This is a genomic window from uncultured Planococcus sp. (assembly GCF_947501725.1).
Lineage (GTDB): Bacteria > Bacillota > Bacilli > Bacillales_A > Planococcaceae > Planococcus > Planococcus donghaensis_C.
This window is the reverse complement of sequence record NZ_CANMXD010000019.1, coordinates 1-17,551: the sequence shown is the minus strand read 5'-3', so window position 1 is coordinate 17,551 and position 17,551 is coordinate 1. Positions and strand designations below refer to the sequence as shown.

Annotated in this window: 16 protein-coding genes; 3 read left to right on the top strand and 13 right to left on the bottom strand. The window is 48.0% G+C overall.

All coding sequences use genetic code 11. The features are described from left to right. Window positions 1-33: 33 nt before the first annotated feature. Both Q0785_RS19600 and Q0785_RS19595 read right to left on the bottom strand, forming a co-directional pair. Window positions 34-834 (bottom strand): enoyl-CoA hydratase/isomerase family protein, encoded by an 801-nt coding sequence (locus tag Q0785_RS19600; protein ID WP_298834307.1) that lies wholly within the window; start codon window positions 832-834, stop codon window positions 34-36. 25 nt (window positions 835-859) lie between these two features. Beyond that, entirely contained in the window at window positions 860-2,422 is a 1,563-nt protein-coding gene (locus Q0785_RS19595; RefSeq protein ID WP_298834304.1) for an AMP-binding protein, read from the bottom strand. 136 nt (window positions 2,423-2,558) lie between these two features. Here Q0785_RS19595 and Q0785_RS19590 point away from each other — a divergent pair, with 136 nt between their 5' ends. Further along, window positions 2,559-3,506, top strand: a complete 948-nt coding sequence (locus Q0785_RS19590) for a LysR family transcriptional regulator (protein WP_298834301.1) — start codon at window positions 2,559-2,561, stop codon at window positions 3,504-3,506. 109 nt (window positions 3,507-3,615) lie between these two features. Here Q0785_RS19590 and nagB read toward each other — a convergent pair whose 3' ends face one another. The 7 genes from nagB to Q0785_RS19555 all read right to left on the bottom strand — a co-directional run bounded on the left by nagB (window position 3,616) and on the right by Q0785_RS19555 (window position 11,101). Then, a complete protein-coding gene (nagB, locus tag Q0785_RS19585; protein WP_298834296.1) occupies window positions 3,616-4,398 on the bottom strand; it encodes a glucosamine-6-phosphate deaminase in 783 nt (260 codons plus the stop codon). Window positions 4,399-4,443: 45 nt separating this feature from the next. Beyond that, complete coding sequence (locus Q0785_RS19580) at window positions 4,444-5,283, bottom strand: MurR/RpiR family transcriptional regulator (RefSeq protein ID WP_298834293.1); 840 nt, start codon at window positions 5,281-5,283, stop codon at window positions 4,444-4,446. Window positions 5,284-5,300: 17 nt separating this feature from the next. After that, window positions 5,301-6,197 (bottom strand): ROK family protein, encoded by an 897-nt coding sequence (locus Q0785_RS19575; protein ID WP_298834292.1) that lies wholly within the window; start codon window positions 6,195-6,197, stop codon window positions 5,301-5,303. Between the two features lie 81 nt (window positions 6,198-6,278). Next, complete coding sequence (locus Q0785_RS19570) at window positions 6,279-7,982, bottom strand: FAD-binding protein (RefSeq protein ID WP_298834289.1); 1,704 nt, start codon at window positions 7,980-7,982, stop codon at window positions 6,279-6,281. A 21-nt stretch (window positions 7,983-8,003) separates the two neighbouring features. Next, window positions 8,004-9,512, bottom strand: a complete 1,509-nt coding sequence (locus tag Q0785_RS19565; protein WP_298834287.1) for a sodium:solute symporter — start codon at window positions 9,510-9,512, stop codon at window positions 8,004-8,006. A gap of 24 nt (window positions 9,513-9,536) precedes the next feature. Next, complete coding sequence (locus Q0785_RS19560; RefSeq protein ID WP_223634551.1) at window positions 9,537-10,403, bottom strand: N-acetylneuraminate lyase; 867 nt, start codon at window positions 10,401-10,403, stop codon at window positions 9,537-9,539. Continuing rightward, complete coding sequence (locus Q0785_RS19555) at window positions 10,400-11,101, bottom strand: N-acetylmannosamine-6-phosphate 2-epimerase (RefSeq protein ID WP_298834282.1); 702 nt, start codon at window positions 11,099-11,101, stop codon at window positions 10,400-10,402. The genes Q0785_RS19560 and Q0785_RS19555 overlap by 4 nt, the downstream gene beginning before the upstream one ends. 396 nt (window positions 11,102-11,497) lie before the next feature. Here Q0785_RS19555 and Q0785_RS19550 point away from each other — a divergent pair, with 396 nt between their 5' ends. Further along, window positions 11,498-12,247: a glucose 1-dehydrogenase gene (locus tag Q0785_RS19550; RefSeq protein WP_298834279.1), complete on the top strand. Its 750-nt coding sequence runs from the start codon at window positions 11,498-11,500 to the stop codon at window positions 12,245-12,247. A gap of 257 nt (window positions 12,248-12,504) precedes the next feature. Here the strand turns inward: Q0785_RS19550 and Q0785_RS19545 are convergent, their stop codons facing one another. The 4 genes from Q0785_RS19545 to Q0785_RS19530 form a co-directional block, all read right to left on the bottom strand. Further along, window positions 12,505-12,801, bottom strand: a complete 297-nt coding sequence (locus Q0785_RS19545) for a putative quinol monooxygenase (RefSeq protein WP_223634559.1) — start codon at window positions 12,799-12,801, stop codon at window positions 12,505-12,507. Window positions 12,802-12,837: 36 nt separating this feature from the next. Further along, window positions 12,838-13,266 (bottom strand): MarR family transcriptional regulator, encoded by a 429-nt coding sequence (locus Q0785_RS19540; protein WP_298834273.1) that lies wholly within the window; start codon window positions 13,264-13,266, stop codon window positions 12,838-12,840. Window positions 13,267-13,377: 111 nt separating this feature from the next. Continuing rightward, window positions 13,378-14,016 carry a nitroreductase family protein gene (locus tag Q0785_RS19535; RefSeq protein ID WP_298834270.1) on the bottom strand — a complete coding sequence of 213 codons (639 nt, stop codon included), beginning with the start codon at window positions 14,014-14,016 and terminating at the stop codon, window positions 13,378-13,380. Window positions 14,017-14,270: 254 nt separating this feature from the next. After that, on the bottom strand, window positions 14,271-15,332 hold the full coding sequence (locus tag Q0785_RS19530; protein ID WP_298834267.1) for an S-layer homology domain-containing protein: 1,062 nt from the start codon (window positions 15,330-15,332) through the stop codon (window positions 14,271-14,273). Between the two features lie 260 nt (window positions 15,333-15,592). On the opposite strand from Q0785_RS19530, the gene Q0785_RS19525 reads away from it, so the two are divergent. Further along, window positions 15,593-16,966: an LA2681 family HEPN domain-containing protein gene (locus Q0785_RS19525; protein ID WP_298834264.1), complete on the top strand. Its 1,374-nt coding sequence runs from the start codon at window positions 15,593-15,595 to the stop codon at window positions 16,964-16,966. Window positions 16,967-17,551: the final 585 nt, after the last annotated feature.

Sequence of the window (17,551 nt, the reverse complement as noted above, 5' to 3'; positions counted from 1 at the left end):
ATCTCCTTCCTGCTTATTTTAAAAGGCTTTTCTTCAACGCGGATGGATTCCGTCCTTTTTCGGCTGTCCGACAAAGTCATTGATCTGATCCAGCGTCTCTCCGTGCAGCAGCATCTGCTGCTGCAGTTCTGCTTCATAATAAAGCAGGTTCTCGAACCTAGGCACTGAAGCATTGACGATTTTCTTGGTGATGCGCAGCGGATCGAACGGCTTTTGCTGCAGCTTCAAAAGCATTTCCTCCACTGAGTCAGCGAGTCCATCACCCGGAACGGCTTTTGTGATCAGGCCGATCTCCTTTGCTTCCTGTGCAGAAACCACATCCCCCAGCATGATCAATTCCTTGGCTCTTGCAGCGCCGATCAAATTGACGAGCCGAGGTGTTCCGCCTCCTGAGAAAAACATGCCGCGCTCCACTTCCGGCAAACTCAGCGTCGCTTCTTCCGCCATCACGCGGAAATCACAAGCCATGGCAAGCGCCATCCCTGCACCGAATGCCGGACCGTTGATCGCCGCAATCGTGATTTGATCCAGCGCGTCAAATTTCCGTAAGAACTCCTGGCGGTTGATTTGATCTTTCCGGATCCAGGAAGGATCAGTCGGATTTTCTTCAATGTTCTTCTTTACTTCTTTGATATCTGCACCTGCTGAAAAAACTTTTCCCGCCCCAGTAAAAACGATGAAACGGTAATTTCGGTCACTGCCGACCGCTGACACCAAATCGGACAATTCCTCATCCATTTGCCTGTTCATCGCGTTCGCTTTTTCCGGTCGATTGAATGTGACATAGAGAACCGGTGAACGGTCTTCCACTTTCAATGTTTCGTAAGTTTTCATGCTCTCCACTCCTTCCATTCAAGGGTCATATGCGTCGATCCGCCAGTTCCCAATAAGGTTCCCGCAGTTTTTTCTTATCGATTTTTCCGTACGACGTCAGCGGCAATGCATCGACAAGATGGATGGTTTTCGGACTTTTGTATTTTGAAAGCTGGGCTTTGCAGATGGCCATCACTTCATCAATGTCCAAGCTTCCATTTTTGGCTGTGACGAAAGCCGTCACGGCTTCTCCCCAGTCTGCGTCCGGCACACCGATCACGGCTGCTTGCGCTACGTCCGGATGTTCCTGGATGACATTCTCCACTTCGGAAGAATAGACGTTCATGCCCCCGCTGATCATCATGTCTTTCGCCCGGTCGAGCAGATACAGGAAACCCTGTTCGTCCATCTTTCCGACGTCTCCCGTATGGAGCCAGCCATCTTTCAGCGTTTCCGCGGTCTTCTCAGGTTGATTCAGGTATCCGGCCATATTCGTAAATGCCTTCACCACCACTTCGCCTTCATCGCCGCTGGCAACTTCTTCTCCCGTTTCATCCACCACTTTCACTTGTGAGAAAATCGTGGATCTTCCGCAACTTTTCAATAGATGGCTGTATTCAGCTTCTGCACTATGGAACTCTTTCTTCAGCCAAGTGGCCGCACTTTGTGTCTCCGTCAACCCATAGATCTGCAGGAATACCTGGCCGAAAACTTCAAGACCCTGTTTCAGACGTTCGGCAGTGATCGGCGCTGTCCCGTATTGGATGGTCCGGATGGAGGAAACATCAATCTGCCTGCCTTCGAGCGAATCGAGCAGCCGGTAAAGGATGGTCGGTACAAGGCTCAAATAAGTGATGCGGTTTTTTTCAATATACCGGAGCACAGTCTCCACCTCGAACTTATCTTCAATGAAGATTTCCGCACCTCTGATCAATCCCGCCCACGTGTATAATCCGGCCGCATGCGGCAAAGGCGTCGTTACGAGGATTTTTTCATCACTTTGGATATTCGCTTCAATAATGATGGAAGTGAACGTCAAGCTTGTGGTTTCATACGTATGGACAACACCTTTCGGCTTGCCGGTAGTCCCGCCGGTATAAAGAATAAAAGAGAAATCGGAAGAGCTTGTTTTGACCGTCAGCTCTTCATCAGATCCTGCCGCCTGGAAATCTTCCCAGGACACCAGCTCTTTTTTGGTGTTTTTTGTTCCAACCACTATGATTGTATGCAGCTTCGGCAGTCTGCTCCGCAACTGCTCTACCACCGGCAGATAAAATTCGTGCACAATCAACAATTCCACTTCTGCATCCGCTAGAATGTAATTTACATCATTTTTGCTGACCATGCTGTTCAAGGCAATCTTTGTGGCACCTGCCAGATAAATTGCTGCTTCACTGACAACATACTCGTAGCAATTCGGCAACAGCAGGCCGACACGCGACTGATGGCCCACTCCATATCCCTTGAAAGCCTGCGCTGTGCGGTTAGCCGCCAGATGCAGCTCTTTATAGGTATAGCTCGCGCCATCCACGTGCAGGGCCGTTTTTCCTGCATGGTTCACTAAACTTCTTTTCGCTAATTCGTTCAGGACAAGTGATGTCGCTTCCATACTTTTTCCTCCTTAAAAACCATGATCACCAGTACTTGATTGACTATTTAAATAAATGTAATTATTTAAAAAATACTATCAACGTTCCCGTTTTTCGTCTAATATATATAAAAAGTCGATTAAGACGTTTTACGACTTGATCGCCATTGGAGGGGTCATCATAGAACTCAGACATCTGCATTATTTTGTGGCGGTGGCCGAAGAACTTCACTTCGGCAAGGCCGCCGAACGCTTGAATATCAGCCAGCCTCCACTCAGCCAGCAAATCATCCAACTTGAAAAAGAATTGGAGGTCAAGCTTTTTAACCGGCACAGCCGTTTCGTTGAACTGACACCAGCAGGAAAGCATTTTTTGAAGGAGACGTATGAGATCCTCGCAAAAGTGAAAACCACCATGGAAGACACCCGGAAAATCCATGCCGGTGAAGCGGGTATACTGAAGCTGGCATTTACCGGTGCTTTAAATGCCAGCTTGATCCGGCTTGTCCATCTGCACCGGACCGCCTATCCGGATATCAAAGTTACACTGCACCCAATGTCCAGCACCGACCAGTTGAGGGCGCTCACGGAAAACGATATCCATATCGGATTTATCTGCCCGCCGATCACTGACCCGGCAATCAGCTTCCAGCTTATCTACAGCTCACCGTTTGTCGTGGCTCTGCCTGCCAATCATCCACTGGCGGCTGTCCCCGGACCCATCGCGATCAAAGAACTGAAAGATGAACCATTCATCATGGCACCCCGACGCCTGGAGCCGGGCTACTATGATACGATCATTTCCATTTGCCTTTCCGGAAAGATGAGTCCTGTCATCCATCAGGAAGCAGAAGGCGTCACCCATATTCTATCGCTCGTTTCTGCCGGCATCGGCGTAACTCTGGTCACTGAATCCGCCCAACAGGAATATCCGAAACGCGGCGTCGTCTACCGCCAGATCAAAGGCAATACACGACAAATGGACCTATACATCGCATGGAACCATACGACTGAAAGTCCACTGACGAAAATGTTCGTCCAAACGATGAAAAAATCTTTTCCTCTTAAGGCTAAACCTTCCGGTGAAGACATTTCTTTTGTCTGATGCTGCACTTAAGTCCAGTATTTTCTCTATTCAAACAAAAAAGCCTCAAATGGCGGCACGTTGACGTGTCTTCCATTTGAGGCTCAATTCCGTACTGCTGAATATGAAATTATCTAGCCTTGCCTTCTTCCACCTCCGGAATGCCCCCATCTTCCCCATAAAACTCAAGCACTTTGGACAACGCCAATTCATCAGCGATGACAGTGACATCCGGATGTGTCTGCAGAATCGAAGCGGGGAAGCTCTCCGACACCTCACTGTTCATCATCTGGTACAAAGCTTCCGCTTTTTCTTTTCCGGATACCAGCAGCAGGATCTTTTTGCTTTCCATAATGGAGGCGATCCCCATGCTGATGGCCTGGGTCGGCACTTCTTCAATTCCCGAAAAGAAACGGGCATTGGCGCGGCGCGTGGACTGGGCCAATTCAACCGCGTGGGTTCTGCTCGAAAACGGTGTTCCCGGTTCATTGAAGCCGATATGGCCGTTCAATCCGAGTCCCAATACTTGAATATCGATTCCGCCAGCTTCTTGAATCTGCCTTTCGTAGTCCAGGCAATCCTGTTCCACCTCTTGTGATATACCGTTCGGCAAGTGGATTTGTCTGGTCGGCACATCGATGTGGGCAAAGAGTTTGTCGGTCATATACCATTGATAGCTGTTGGCATCTTCTACTCCAAGGCCGACGTACTCATCCAAATTGAATGTCGACATGTTGTGGAATGAAACCTTCCCTTTTTTGTATTCCTCAATCAAGCACCTGTAAAGCCCTTCAGGCGTCGAGCCTGTAGCCAGTCCGAGTACCGGAGATTCGTTCTGTTGAATATGCTCCACGAGCAAGTTACAGGCGATCCGGCTCATTTCTTCGTAGTCTTTCGCTTTCAGAATCTGCATACTTTCACCTCGTAACGGCAGCCAATCAGTAAATGCTTTTCAGCTTTAATACAGCTTGCCGGCAATATGTTCGGTAATTTCCCTTTTCACACTTTCAGCGTCCTTAACATTGTTCATGGTCAATCCAGTACATATCAAATCAATCAAATACAACTGGGCAATTTTCGAGACCAGCGAGCCGCTGTCTAACGGACTTTCTTTTGCAGATGACAGCAAAACAAAATCGGCGTATTTGGTCAATGGCGATTTCACATAATTTGTCAGGGCGATGACTGTCGCATTTTTTTCTTTCGCCAATTTGACTGCATCGACAATGTCTTTCGTGCTCCCCGTCAAACTGATGGCGATCACCACTGATTTTTCAGTCAGCGAAGAGGCTCTCATAATTTGGAAATGCGAGTCGGTGATGGCGCTGACGTGCTTGCCGATCCGCATCAGGCGGTTTTGCATGTCGAGTCCGGCAATTCCGGAGGAACCGATGCCGAAGATCACCACGTCCTCTGCAGCATCGATCGCCTGGATGGATTTCTCTAAAGTATCCATATCCACGACTTCCGATGAATCTTCAATTGCCTGCACGATGCTGTTGCGGATCCGATAGACGAATGACTCGTCTTGTAAGGAATGGTTTGCAGGCGGTACTTCCTGAGCGAAGAGGAATTTGAAATCCTGGAAACCTTTGAATCCAAGTTTCCGGAAAAACCGCAGCACCGTCGCTTCCGCCACTCCACTCAATTCGGACAGCTCCGTCAATGAATGATAGAGAACCTTATCCGGATGCGCCAGGATGTAGTCATATATTTTGTTTTCGGATTTTGTAAAGGTATGCTTATGCTGCTCCATTAATAGGGAGGGTTTCGGCCCTGTAATTGTTTTCGATTCCATCGTATCAGCATCCCCTTTCAATTCCTGAAGAAGTTCTTAGCCGCTCCCAGTAAATTTGATTTATTGTCATGCTCGGCCATTTTGATCTGCAGATGTTTTTTGTGGTTCGGCATGATTTTCTTGTTCAGGGAAGATTCAATCGCCTGCCGCAAAAATTCCCCTTGAGCGGAAATGCCGCCCCCGATGACGATCAATTCGGGGTTGAACAGATGCACGAGTGATTGCAGGCCGGTCGTCAAGTCGTCAATCCAATCATCGAACAGAAGAAGTGCTTTCGAATCCTCCGCTTTCACGCGTCCGAAAAACGCTTTTAGGTCCATCCACTCACTGAATTCCTCTGAGATCAGCTGCTGAAGCGCCGAGCTCGAAGCATATTGCTCATAGCAGCCGCGGCTTCCGCATGTACAGGCTTTCCCGCCTGGGTAAAGGACCAGATGGCCGATTTCCCCGGCAGAAAATCCGGCACCAGTATACAGTTTTCCATTTAAAAACAGTGCGCCGCCTACTCCGGTTCCAATCGTCACACACAGGAAGTTCTCCACTCCACGGGCGGCGCCTTTCCAGGATTCGCCGAGCGCCGTGCAATTGACATCATTTTCGACCCTCACCGGCAGACCTGTATGGCCGGACACCAGCTCGGCCAGTCTTGTTCCAGTATAGCCCGGCAGATTATCTGTCGCAAAGACCACTACTCCCCGCAACGCATCAATCTGTCCGGCCGAGCTGATGGCGATGCCGCCGATTTCAAAATCCGCCATCATTTGGTCGCAGAGACCCAGTATTTTGGCGATCAGTTTCTTACTGCCACTGGGGGCATCTGTCGGAACTGAATCATGGGACAGAAACAGGCCTTCCTGGTCGACGACTGCATATTTGATGAACGTTCCGCCAATATCAATGACACCAAGCTGCATTTTTCGTCCCTCTTTTCTAAATGAACAAAAAGAGAAAAACCGCAATCAGGCTTTTCTCTTTTCATTACAGGTATTATTCATTCACGCATCCCTGAATGTTAGCGACAGCAGTCCATCAGACGTCTCTGAAACAAACAGGCGTCTGGAGAATGCCGGATCTTCCGTCGGATAATCCTCGCGGTAATGCGCGCCACGGCTTTCTTTTCGCTCGAGCATCACTTGAAGCAGGAGTCGGGAAAGCTTCATGAAGTTTTTCGCTTTAATGACCATTTTACGGTTTTCCTGCCGTTCAAACAAACGGCTGATAGCCAATTCGGCCTGAAGCGATTGGAGCTGCTCCAATGCATCCATCATTTGCTTTTCTGAACGCACGACATTGCCTGCATACCACATGAGCTCCCTGATCTTCTCTACGGTCTGATGAAGTTGTTCCTTATCGGATTCAGCTGATTCGTCCGAACCATTGCCATTGCCGACAGAGTTGCCGAAGACCGCTTTCAACTGAAGTTCGGCTTCCTCGTCACTGACGAAAGAAACACTGGCTTCTTTTAAATAGGCTCCGCAATCTGCAGCCGCCCGCTTTCCGAACACCATGCAGGCGCCAGTCGAGTTGCCGCCCAGCCTATTGGCGCCTTCGATATTGCAGGACAGTTCACCGATGACATACAAGCCCGGAACGCCGGAACGCCCGTGGGGATCGATATAGACGCCGCCATTGCTGGCATGGGCAAAAGGTGCAATCCGGACCTCATCCTTCAGCATATCGATTCCTTTTGTTTTCAGCCAATTCAAGTATACGGTATAAAACTCTTCTTTGTTTTCGTATAGTTCTTTGCGGAAAACTAATGCAAAGCCTTTTTCATTTTTGGCAGCAATGATTTCTTTCATCATCGCAATATCCACATACTTGGATTCCAGCGAGTCTGTAAATGGTCCATGCGTACTGCGGATATCCAGGCATTCTTTTTTCGAAAGCCCTTCCGGAAGTGCTGCATCCAACAGGCTCTCTCCATCCTCCTTCACGATGTCTTGGCAATAGGCCAACGTATGTTCACCGAATAAGGTCTTGTAGCGCGGAGACGTAATGCCTGGGATGAATTGGATGAACTCCATATTGACCAGACTCGCTCCCGCTTCAAGAGCCAGGATGTGGCCCGATCCATCGACATCATTCGGATTCAGGTTGTGCTTATAGATGCTGCCGAATCCGCCAGTGGCGAGCACGGCAGCTTTGCATTCCACCAGCACCACTTGATTGTGCTGATCCAGCATCAGCGCACCGGCAATCCGCTGATCTTTTTTTATCAGTGAAATGACCACTGTCCGCTCCATCACCGTCAAGTTCTCATAGCGTCCGAAAATACTGGAGACGTTTTCCCTGATCTGGTCCCAATCACTCAGCAAGTAAATATCTCTGGGGTGTTCGGCAAAACAAGCTTTCCGTAAACCTTCGAGCTTTTTGGACACGACACCGATGCCGCTGTATTCTGCGACGCGGTCCGGAATTTCATCCACATAGACTTCCGCCAAGTCCTGGCGGTGCATTCCCCTGCTGGATGCTGCGATATCCGCCAAGAAGACCTTTTTATCGGACTCCCCGCTCGTAACTTGTGTGCCGAGCGAAGCTTTTAACGGATAGAAACTTGACCCGGAAGCCAACTTCATTTTTGTCGCCATCAAGACTTCATGTCCGTGGTCAGCTAATTCTTTTGCAGCTTTAATCCCTGCCAGGCCGCTGCCCACCACTAATACGTCCGTTTGGATCTTTCGAGAGATTTCCACCATGCTCCCACCTAAATCTAAAACTTATTTTTCTTTTAGCACTTTATTGTAATCGAAGAATGTGACACCTTCCTCGTCGTCTTTTTCTTCTTTCTTGGCGAACAGCAAACTGAAACCGTAGCCAAAGACAATCGAAGCGACCAAGTTGATGATTGAATACGCCCATAAAGTAATGTCCGTGAAGTATGAGATATAAATAGCCAGGAAAGTTGTAGCGATAAATCCGAACAATGCCCCGTTTGCGTTTGCACGCTTCGTCAATACACCCAATGTGAAGGTACCGCCGATGATTCCCAGCGCTAAGCCCATCAAGCCATTAAACCATGAATAGGCAGAACCGACGCTGGAGTAGGCAAGGATGATAGCGAAGGCAATCGAAAAGATGCCGACGATCGTCGATACGATACGGGCCATCCGCGTACTCTTTTCATCACTCATGTCTTTTCTCAACACCTGCTGGATATCGAGCGTCCAGCTTGTCGCTACGGAATTGAGCCCTGTTGAAAGCGTCGATTGGCCAGCCGCGAACAGTCCGGCGATCAATAATCCAGAAACACCCACAGGCAACTCACTGACGATGAAATTCGCAAAGATCAAATCCGATTTTCCTGTCGGCATCGCAGCGGTTTGCTGCGAGTAGAAGGTGTATAGTGATGTTCCGATCAGGAAGAACAAAGTAGCTGTACCGAGCGACAAAGCGCCGTTCAAATACGTCATTTTGTTTATTTCCTTCAAATCTTTCGTCGTCAAATAGCGCTGCACCATATCCTGGCTGGAAATATACGAAAACGTCGTCGATAAGCCAGCCCCCAAAATGATGATTAAAATGCTGTTATTGATCAGGTTCGGATCAAATAAGGCTACATTTCCAAAGAATTTCTCGTTGCTTGTCCCCACATTGATGACTTCCCCAAGCCCTCCGTTAATGGAGAATAACAGAATGATCAAGGCGAATATACCGCCGCCGATCAAGACAACGCCTTGGATGAAATCTGTCCAAAGCACGGATTTCAGTCCACCGAAAGCCGAATAGATGGTGGCGATGACACCCATAAACAGGATGATGACAATTACATTGATACCGGTTACGGTCGCTAATGCAATCGCAGGGAGATACATGATGATCGACATGCGCCCGATCTGGTAGACGATGAAGAGCAAGCTTCCCAAAATCCGCATCCGTTTATCGAATCGGCGTTCCAAATATTCATAAGCTGTGTCCAAATCCAGTTTGCGATAAACCGGCAGGAAAAAGTAAATGGCTACAGGCACTGCAATCAGCAGCCCCAGTTGAGCAAACCACAGTTCCCACGTCCCTGAATAGGAGTTGCCGGCAAGCGATAAGAACGAAATCGGGCTCAGCAAAGTCGCGAACAAACTGACCGAGGTCACCCACCATGGAATCGAACCGTCCCCTTTAAAGAATTCCTTGCCTTTCATTTCCTTTTTGGCAAAGGCAATTCCGACATACAAGATAAACAATAAATACGCAAACAAAATCACATAATCGATAACCGCAAATGTTCCATTCATCTATCCCATTCCCCCCGTTAGTCCTTACAGATATTTTTTAGCGAGTTCGCGTGCTTTGACTGCTTTTTCTTCAGTCAGCTGTTTCATCGGCTTTCTGACAAATCCAGCGTTGACCCCTTGTGTTTCGAGCATTTCCTTGATGGTCTGGTAAAGGCCATTCTTCAGGATCTCTTCAATCAGGTCATTGGTCACTTTCTGGATTTCGCGAGCTTCATCGATTTTCCCGCTCTGTGCCAGAGTGAAAATCTGTTTGGCTCTTTTGCCGTTGACATTGAATGTGCTGCCGATCGCCCCATCCACATTCAAGACACTTGCAGACAGCAGCATTTCATCGAATCCGGAATAGATCAGCTTGTCCGGGAATGCATGGCGCAAGCGCTCAAGCAGGAAGAAATCCGGTGCAGTGAATTTCACGCCGATGATCTTTTCATTTTCAAACAGTTCCCCGAACTGCTCCAAGTTCATGTTGACGCCCGTTAAAGCCGGAATGGAATAAATGATGAGCTGTGTATCGACGCCTTCCAGAATCGTATTGTAATAGTCTTTGATTTCCTCGAAGTCGAATTTATAGTAGAACGGCGTCACTGCCGAAATCGCGTCATACCCTAGGTCCGTAACGAAATGAGCCAGATCCGATGCTTCTTCGATATTCAAAGAGCCGACTTGCGCAATCAGTTTCACTTTGTCCCCAACTTCATCTTTGACGATTTCGAAAATCTGCTTTTTCTGTTCAGTGGAAATGAGGAAATTTTCTCCGGTACTGCCGTTGACGTATAGACCGTCCACTTCCGAAACTTCGATATTGTAACGGACAATCTCCCGTAATCCTTTTTCGTTCACGTTTCCTTGTTCATCAAATGAGCACATCAATGCTGTATATAAGCCCTTCATTTCATCACCTGTCCCTTTTCTGTTTTTTCTTCTATCGCTTTTGCAAATTTTTCTGTAATCAGCTGCGGACGTGTGATAGCGCTTCCAACAACCACACAATGAGCCCCGGCGAGAAGTGCCGATTGTGCTTTCTCGGGTGTATCGAAATTCCCTTCCGCTATCACCGGAATCGACAGTTGATCCGCCATTTGTTTCACCAATTCCAACGGAACGGTCCCGATTGAATAAGGTGTATAGCCAGCAAGTGTCGGTGCTGCAATATCCACGCCGGCTTTCTCAGCCATGAGCGCTTCTTCGATGGTCGAGACATCCGCCATGAACAACTGGTCGGGATACTTCAGCTTCACTTCGAAAAAGAATTCCTCGAAGCTTCGGCCATCCGGTCTTTCCTGCTTGGTTGCATCCATTGCGATGATGTCCACGCCTTCCTGATACAGTTCATCAATTTCCTTTATCGTGGAAGTGATGTAGACATTGTTGCCCGGGTAATCCTGTTTGATGATGCCGATGATCGGCAGATCGACTTCTTTCTTGATCGCCTGAATATCCTTCACCGTGTTGGCACGGATTCCTTCAGCACCGCCCATCTTAGCCGCTAAAGCCATCTTCCCCATTATGTAAGGATCATGAAGCGGCTCACTTTCCAATGCCTGACAGGAAACGATTAATTTGTGCTGGATCTGCTTTAAAACCGTCATTTGAAAACTCCCTATCTTTTATGGTCAATACATGCTGTCATTGTTCACGTGATTGTACCTGCTGCCCTCCTGTTCGTTGTCGAAATATTTTATTAATCGAACTATATCACTTTGACAACTAACTTTCAACTTAAATTTAAATTTTGATTATTTGTTATCATTAGGTGAGGAATTGTGTGGGTGCCAGGCACCATTTATCCAATCCTTATTATGGAAGTACTAAAAGCATTAAAATGTGGCGATTGGTTTACTGAAAATAAAATGAAGGAAGTAATAATGGGCCATGGATTGCCGTTCTATAATCCTTTCTGTTGATTCCAAAAACAAGAGGAGTAGAATGGACAGTGTAGTGTTTTAATTTTCAATCAATTCAGTCAATAGAAGGAGAGATCGTCTATGGGAAGATTACAGGATAAAGTAGCAGTAATTACAGGGGGAGCCGGAGGAATCGGCAAAGTTACAGCAAAGCGTTTCTTGGAGGAAGGGGCTTCTGTCGTACTGGTCGACTTGTTCGAAGATGCACTCGCTGACGCGAAGAAAGAGCTGGGCGACAATGTCCTGACGGTTCAGGCGGATGTCTCCAAAGAAGAAGATGTGCAAAAGTATGTCGATAAGACCGTAGAGCAATTCGGCAAAATCGATATCTTCTTCAATAACGCCGGCATTGAAGGAAAAGTGGCACCGATCACCGAACAAAAAGTGGAGGACTTTGATAAGGTCATCGCCGTCAATGTACGCGGCGTATTCCTGGGTCTCCAAAAGGTCCTGCCGGTCATGATCAAACAAAAATCCGGCAGCATCATCAACACCTCGTCCGTTGCAGGACTTGGCGGATCGCCGAACGTATCGCCGTATATCACATCGAAACATGCGGTCGTCGGCTTGACGAAAGCTGCGGCGGTTGAAAACGCACCGCATAACATCCGCGTCAATTCAATCCACCCGTCTCCTGTCAACACGCGCATGATGCGTTCTCTCGAGACCGGCCTGGAGGTGGACCAAGCCACGATGGCGAAAAGCATTCCGCTCGGCCGTTATGGCGAGTCGGAAGACATCTCGAACCTCGTGCTGTTCCTGGCATCTGATGAAAGTACGTTCATCACCGGTGTCCAGTACCGTGTCGATGGCGGCATGGGTGCAGTTTAGTATTGAATGAGTGGAAATTAAAGAAACAGCCCGCTTCTTGCCGAAGCGGGCTGTTTTCTGTTTTTCTGGAATGGGTGACGCACTTTTATTGAGCGTGCATAAACTCTGCTGAGCGTGCGTATTTTCTTTTGAGCGTGCATAAATTCTGCTGAGCGTGCGTATTCGATTGCAACGTACCTACTTTGACACTTTCACGCCTCAACAACAAAAAAATCGCCGCCCGCAAAAAGCAGAACGGCGATAAAGAGCAAGTGCACTTATAATTGAACAGACTCTCCGCTGAATACGTCAAGCTTCATAGGCGCAGCCATGAAAGCAGGCGCTTTTTGGCCAAAAGCAGTGAAATGCTCACTCGTGTTATGAGCCGCAATCGCTTCGGGATCCTTCCAAACTTCCACCATGGTAAAGTGGCCATCCTGTTCAGTGGATTTCATCAAATCGTAGCTGATGTTGCCCGCTTCTTCTCTTGAAGCTTGGACAAGAATTTTGCATTCGTCCAAAAAAGCCTGTTGCTGATCTGGTTTTACCTGCAAGTGTGCGTGAATAATCATCATAAAACATCAACCATCCTTTTATCTGTATTTTGATTATCAGTATTCACTAATATTCGTTTGCATGCGCGTCAACATGTCGGACAAGGCGTCGACCTCTTCCGGTGTGAAATCATGCAGCATTTGTTTCACAAAACCCATGTTTTCTTTTCGGTATTCAACGATCTGCTTACGGCCTTCCTCAGTCAGGCTGACAAAGATGACCCGGTTATCAGCCGGATTTCTACGCCTTGTGACCATGCCATTGACCTCCAATTGCTTAAGATGGCGGGTAATGGCCGCTCCGTCGATATTAACCGCTTTTTGAAGCGTCGACTGATTGATTTCGTCTGTATTATAAAGCTGGGACAGCAGTTCATAGCGCGACGCACTAATGCCTGTACACCGTTCGAACTTTGGGCTAATTTGATTCGTCAGTCCTTTAAACAGCTGCAGCACTTGTTCCTGCTTGGAAAATGAACACGACATGAATTGACCTCCTACCTACTCGTTGCAGCCAATTGATAGCGTTGTCCACTATTCATTGACCAGTCAAATATAATACATAACCGGCCAATACTCAATCTTCAGTACCTACACTCAGCTCCAAGTCGTAATCGTATCGACAGGAAGGCGATACGACTGGAAACCTTCATTGAGCGCTTTGCCGATGGAAATGAGCATCACCGGAATATACCGGTCTTTTTCCATGCCGAAAGCTTCAGCAATTTTATCCTTCTCATAGCCGCCGATCGGATTCGTATCGTATCCAAACGCACGTGCCACCAGCATCAGCTGCATCGCCACAAGACCAGAATCCAGCATGACGATGTCCTTCATTTGCTCATCTGAAATCCCTTCATACAAAGGTCTAAAGTAATTCAACTGGAATTCCTTCACTTCTTCGGGCATATAGCCATGTTCAACTGCTTTGCCGTAGATTTCCTCAGCGTAGTCAAAGTTTTGGCGATCACCGAAGACAGCGATTACCGCAGAGGCGCTCATGACTTTTTCCAGATTGAACGAAGCAAGAGGCGCAAGCTTTTCTTTCCCTTCAACGGTGTCGATCACCAGAAAGCGCCACGGCTGCATATTGATGGAGGACGGGGCTTTCGAAGCTTGAGCGAGGATTTCACTCATCTCCTCCCGACTGATTTTGACTGTCGGGTCATATTGCTTAATCGAACGGCGTCCGTTGACGATTTCATTGAAATCATTTGTCTTTTGTAGTGTTTGCATAGCTGGAATTTCTCCTTTTTCTTCTTCTATTTATCAAGGGGAACATTCAATTGACCCCTCAACGTTTGATGCCTCATTTAATATAAACCGATTCCAGGAATTATGCAACTCTCAGAATCGTGTGCGTGCCTGACACTGTTTTTCTACCCAAACCAAACAGCCAGCTTCGGCAAGAAGCTGGCTGGTTTTTTCTGGGTGCCAGGCACCTTTTCTCATAAACTCACTACAAATCCACAATACCCACTAAAACCATTCTACTCCACACGCACCAATTCACTCTCCACCCGTCCCTCTGCGCTGATGGATTTGATGGTCGCGAAGCCTTCCGCCATGTAATACTTGAAGCCATCCTGCACCGTCACTTCCGTAGCATTGGTGAATGTCTTGTAGGGAGTCTTGACGGTTTTATTGACACCGGTGATTGTGTGGATGATGGTTTCGTCGCCGAGCCCCGTATCAAAAGTTTGTCCGACCCGCACCGGATAGACGAGTGCGACATCGTACTCCGAATACGGGTAGCCGAACGCAAAGAGCTGATGGCTTTCAAACTCCATGTATTCGTAAGTGTCGCTGTCCACTTCGGCGGTCCACATGAATCCGAAAGTCAAGCCGTCCCGGTCCGGCACATCCACGAAACGGTGGACGGCTGTTGTGCCATCCGACATGCGGTAGGTATAGGTTTTGGTCTTGTCTTTCTGATAGGAACGCGCAATGGTTGCATCATTTTTGAATTCCGGCTCCAACGCACGTGCCAGGAAAGCGGAAAACTGTCCGCGCGTCACCTCCTGTTGGGGCCGGAACGTGTTATCCGGATACCCGATGGTGATGTTCGCCGCCAGAATTTTACTGATGGCTTCCGCGTAGTAGGCATTTCTCGGCACATCCGCAAACGACTGGTTGAACGTAAAGGCCAGATCGAAGACCCGTTCAACAATCAATGCCATATCCCCGCGAATGATCGGCGCTTCCGGTCGGAAAGTTCCATTTCCGTAGCCTTTAAAGTAGCCCGCTTCCGCCACTTCAGCGATATAGCCGCTCGCGTAATAGCCCGCCGGCACGTCACGGAACGGCGTCGCTTTTTTCGTGCCATCCAAGCCCTGCAGACGCCCGATCATCACAGCCGCCTGGGCGCGGGTCACTTCTGCGTCCGGCCGAACCTTGCCATCCGCATAACCGGTGATCACGCCTTTCTCCATCAAATAGGTGATTTCCTCATAAAACGAATGACTTTCCGGCAAATCCGGGGCAGCAGCGGCAACAGGCAGCACCAAAAACAGAGACAGCACGACGACCAGCACACCCATCAGCTTCTTCACAATCGTCACTCCTTCGCGTAATGATTTACTTTCTTGTGCCTAGTTTACCAGCAAAATTCTATGAATACATCTTAAAAATACTAAAAATTCTGAAAATAATAAAGGCAGAAAAAACTTTAGGTTATCCTCCTTTTTTATTCCTTTTCAAGCTAGATCCCGAACAAACCCTCCCAATCCCATAAAATTCCGACAATAGGCGTGACCCATCCGCCGCTCTTCGATACAATAATAAGAGAAGCACCTATCCAAGGAGGGTTCCCATGTCGACATTACATGATATTGCCCAATCAGACGATTACGGGCAGTTTGAATTGAAGGAAATTTACCAGGCTGCACAGCACCTGCTGCAGCAATTTCAGAAAACCCGCACCGAGCCGGAAAAGCTCAGCGAGATCATCAGCCATTTGAAAAAACGCCTGGAAGGCCAAGCCGCATATCCGCTTGCCATCTTGCTCGAGAGCAGCCAGCTCGGCATCCAGCATCAGCTGCAAAAAGAATGGAACAGTCCGATGAAGCAGCGCCAGCTCTTCCTGTTCGAAAGCCTGCACGCCCAGTTCCGCGGGAAAGTGCCGCCCACGATATGGAATCAAATCTGCCTGAATTACGCAGAAGCCTTGATTTACGTCGGCCGCTCAATCGATGGGCTTGATGTGTTGGAACAGATGACCGAAGGCGAAAAGGATCCGTCCTATGAGCGCAAAGACGCTGAACGTGGATGGGGATTATTGTTCTATTCCACGTTCCTGCGCGGCAAAGAAGAAAAAGCCGAGGCGCTTCACTTATCTCGCGACTTGCTTCAAAAAGGCGCCGAAAACATCAGCAACACCAACGGCCGCGCCTTGTACGCAGACCGTTTGAAGCTGGCCGTAAAAATGCTGGAGGAAATCGGGCCGGTCGACATCACCGGAAACTACAAGCCGAACTTTTTCGAAGGCCGCGAGTGGGAGTACCGCGACTGGTGCGCCAAGCACCGGCTTTTATTGAACGACAACAACGAAGTCGATCCATCCGGCACCATGAGAATCGACACACTGAACTATCGCCACAAAGAAGCGGATGACGAAGAACGCGGCGCATTCCTCGAAGCTTTCATGGATTCCATGGTTTCAGAATTCACCGTGCTGCGCTGGACCCTGTTCGAAGCACTCGAAAAAGAGCCAAGCCCTGAACGCAACGAGCAATTAAAGGCTGTCTACCGTCAGTCCTTCTCTTTGTTCTCGAAAGTTGCCCAATTCGTCAGCCATTATTACCAGCTCGATATGAAAGACCCGCGTGCCGGCATGCAGCGCATCTGGTTCGAGGAAGAAAAGCCGGCGAACCCACTCAAACCGTTTATCCGCGACACCAAAAACGGCGCGCTCAAAGCCCTATTCTGGCATTCCAAAGAACTCTTCGGCTACGAACAATCCAAAACACAGAACATCGCCACCGTCCGTGCACTGCTGCTGCGCGACCAGATGGAACGCAGCTTTGTCCAAGTCATCACCAAGCAGGAAGAAATCGCCCAAACCGGCGAGCTCCGCAAGCATCAGATGACACAGATCGAACTCGAGCGCCTGGCGATGACCACCGCCTTTAAAGCCCGCAACGCCTTGATGTATCTGGGCTTTGCGGTTGGGTTGGAGAAGAAATAGAAAGTATTTAAAAAGCGTCTCCAGGGATCTTATTGATTCTGGGGACGCTTTTTTGTTGATTATTGCTCATTATTAACCGGAATCCTGTGAATGGCTATGATGATAACCGCATTAATTTTCAATGTGAAAGTTTTTGTCTTCTACATGAGTATTCATCTTCTCTACATGAACTTTCATCTCTTCTACATGAAAATTCGCCTTTTCTACATGACGAGACCTTCTTTACATGAATATCTCCATCTTCTACATGAGTATTCATCTTCTCTACATGAACACTCATCTTTTCTACATGAAAATTCGCCTTTTCTACATGACGAGACCTTCTCTACATGAATGCTTCCGTCTTCTACATGAGTAATCCTCTTCTCTACATGAATACTCATCTCTTCTACATGAAAATTCGCCTTTTCTACATGACGAGACCTTCTTTACATGAATATCTCCATCTTCTACATGAGTATTCATCTTCTCTACATGAACTTTCATCTCTTCTACCTGAAAATTCGCTTTTTCTACATGACGAGACCTTCTTTACATGAATATCTCCATCTTCTACATGAGTATTCATCTTCTCTACATGAACTT

What these genes read in the sequence shown, in the direction of transcription:
- Q0785_RS19600 (WP_298834307.1), bottom strand. Translation starts at nt 834, where the DNA reads ATGAAAACTTACGAAACATTGAAAGTGGAAGACCGTTCACCGGTTCTC.
- Q0785_RS19595 (WP_298834304.1), bottom strand. Translation starts at nt 2,422, where the DNA reads ATGGAAGCGACATCACTTGTCCTGAACGAATTAGCGAAAAGAAGTTTA.
- nagB (WP_298834296.1), bottom strand. Translation starts at nt 4,398, where the DNA reads ATGCAGATTCTGAAAGCGAAAGACTACGAAGAAATGAGCCGGATCGCC.
- Q0785_RS19580 (WP_298834293.1), bottom strand. Translation starts at nt 5,283, where the DNA reads ATGGAATCGAAAACAATTACAGGGCCGAAACCCTCCCTATTAATGGAG.
- Q0785_RS19575 (WP_298834292.1), bottom strand. Translation starts at nt 6,197, where the DNA reads ATGCAGCTTGGTGTCATTGATATTGGCGGAACGTTCATCAAATATGCA.
- Q0785_RS19570 (WP_298834289.1), bottom strand. Translation starts at nt 7,982, where the DNA reads ATGGTGGAAATCTCTCGAAAGATCCAAACGGACGTATTAGTGGTGGGC.
- Q0785_RS19565 (WP_298834287.1), bottom strand. Translation starts at nt 9,512, where the DNA reads ATGAATGGAACATTTGCGGTTATCGATTATGTGATTTTGTTTGCGTAT.
- Q0785_RS19560 (WP_223634551.1), bottom strand. Translation starts at nt 10,403, where the DNA reads ATGAAGGGCTTATATACAGCATTGATGTGCTCATTTGATGAACAAGGA.
- Q0785_RS19555 (WP_298834282.1), bottom strand. Translation starts at nt 11,101, where the DNA reads ATGACGGTTTTAAAGCAGATCCAGCACAAATTAATCGTTTCCTGTCAG.
- Q0785_RS19550 (WP_298834279.1), top strand. Translation starts at nt 11,498, where the DNA reads ATGGGAAGATTACAGGATAAAGTAGCAGTAATTACAGGGGGAGCCGGA.
- Q0785_RS19545 (WP_223634559.1), bottom strand. Translation starts at nt 12,801, where the DNA reads ATGATGATTATTCACGCACACTTGCAGGTAAAACCAGATCAGCAACAG.
- Q0785_RS19540 (WP_298834273.1), bottom strand. Translation starts at nt 13,266, where the DNA reads ATGTCGTGTTCATTTTCCAAGCAGGAACAAGTGCTGCAGCTGTTTAAA.
- Q0785_RS19535 (WP_298834270.1), bottom strand. Translation starts at nt 14,016, where the DNA reads ATGCAAACACTACAAAAGACAAATGATTTCAATGAAATCGTCAACGGA.
- Q0785_RS19525 (WP_298834264.1), top strand. Translation starts at nt 15,593, where the DNA reads ATGTCGACATTACATGATATTGCCCAATCAGACGATTACGGGCAGTTT.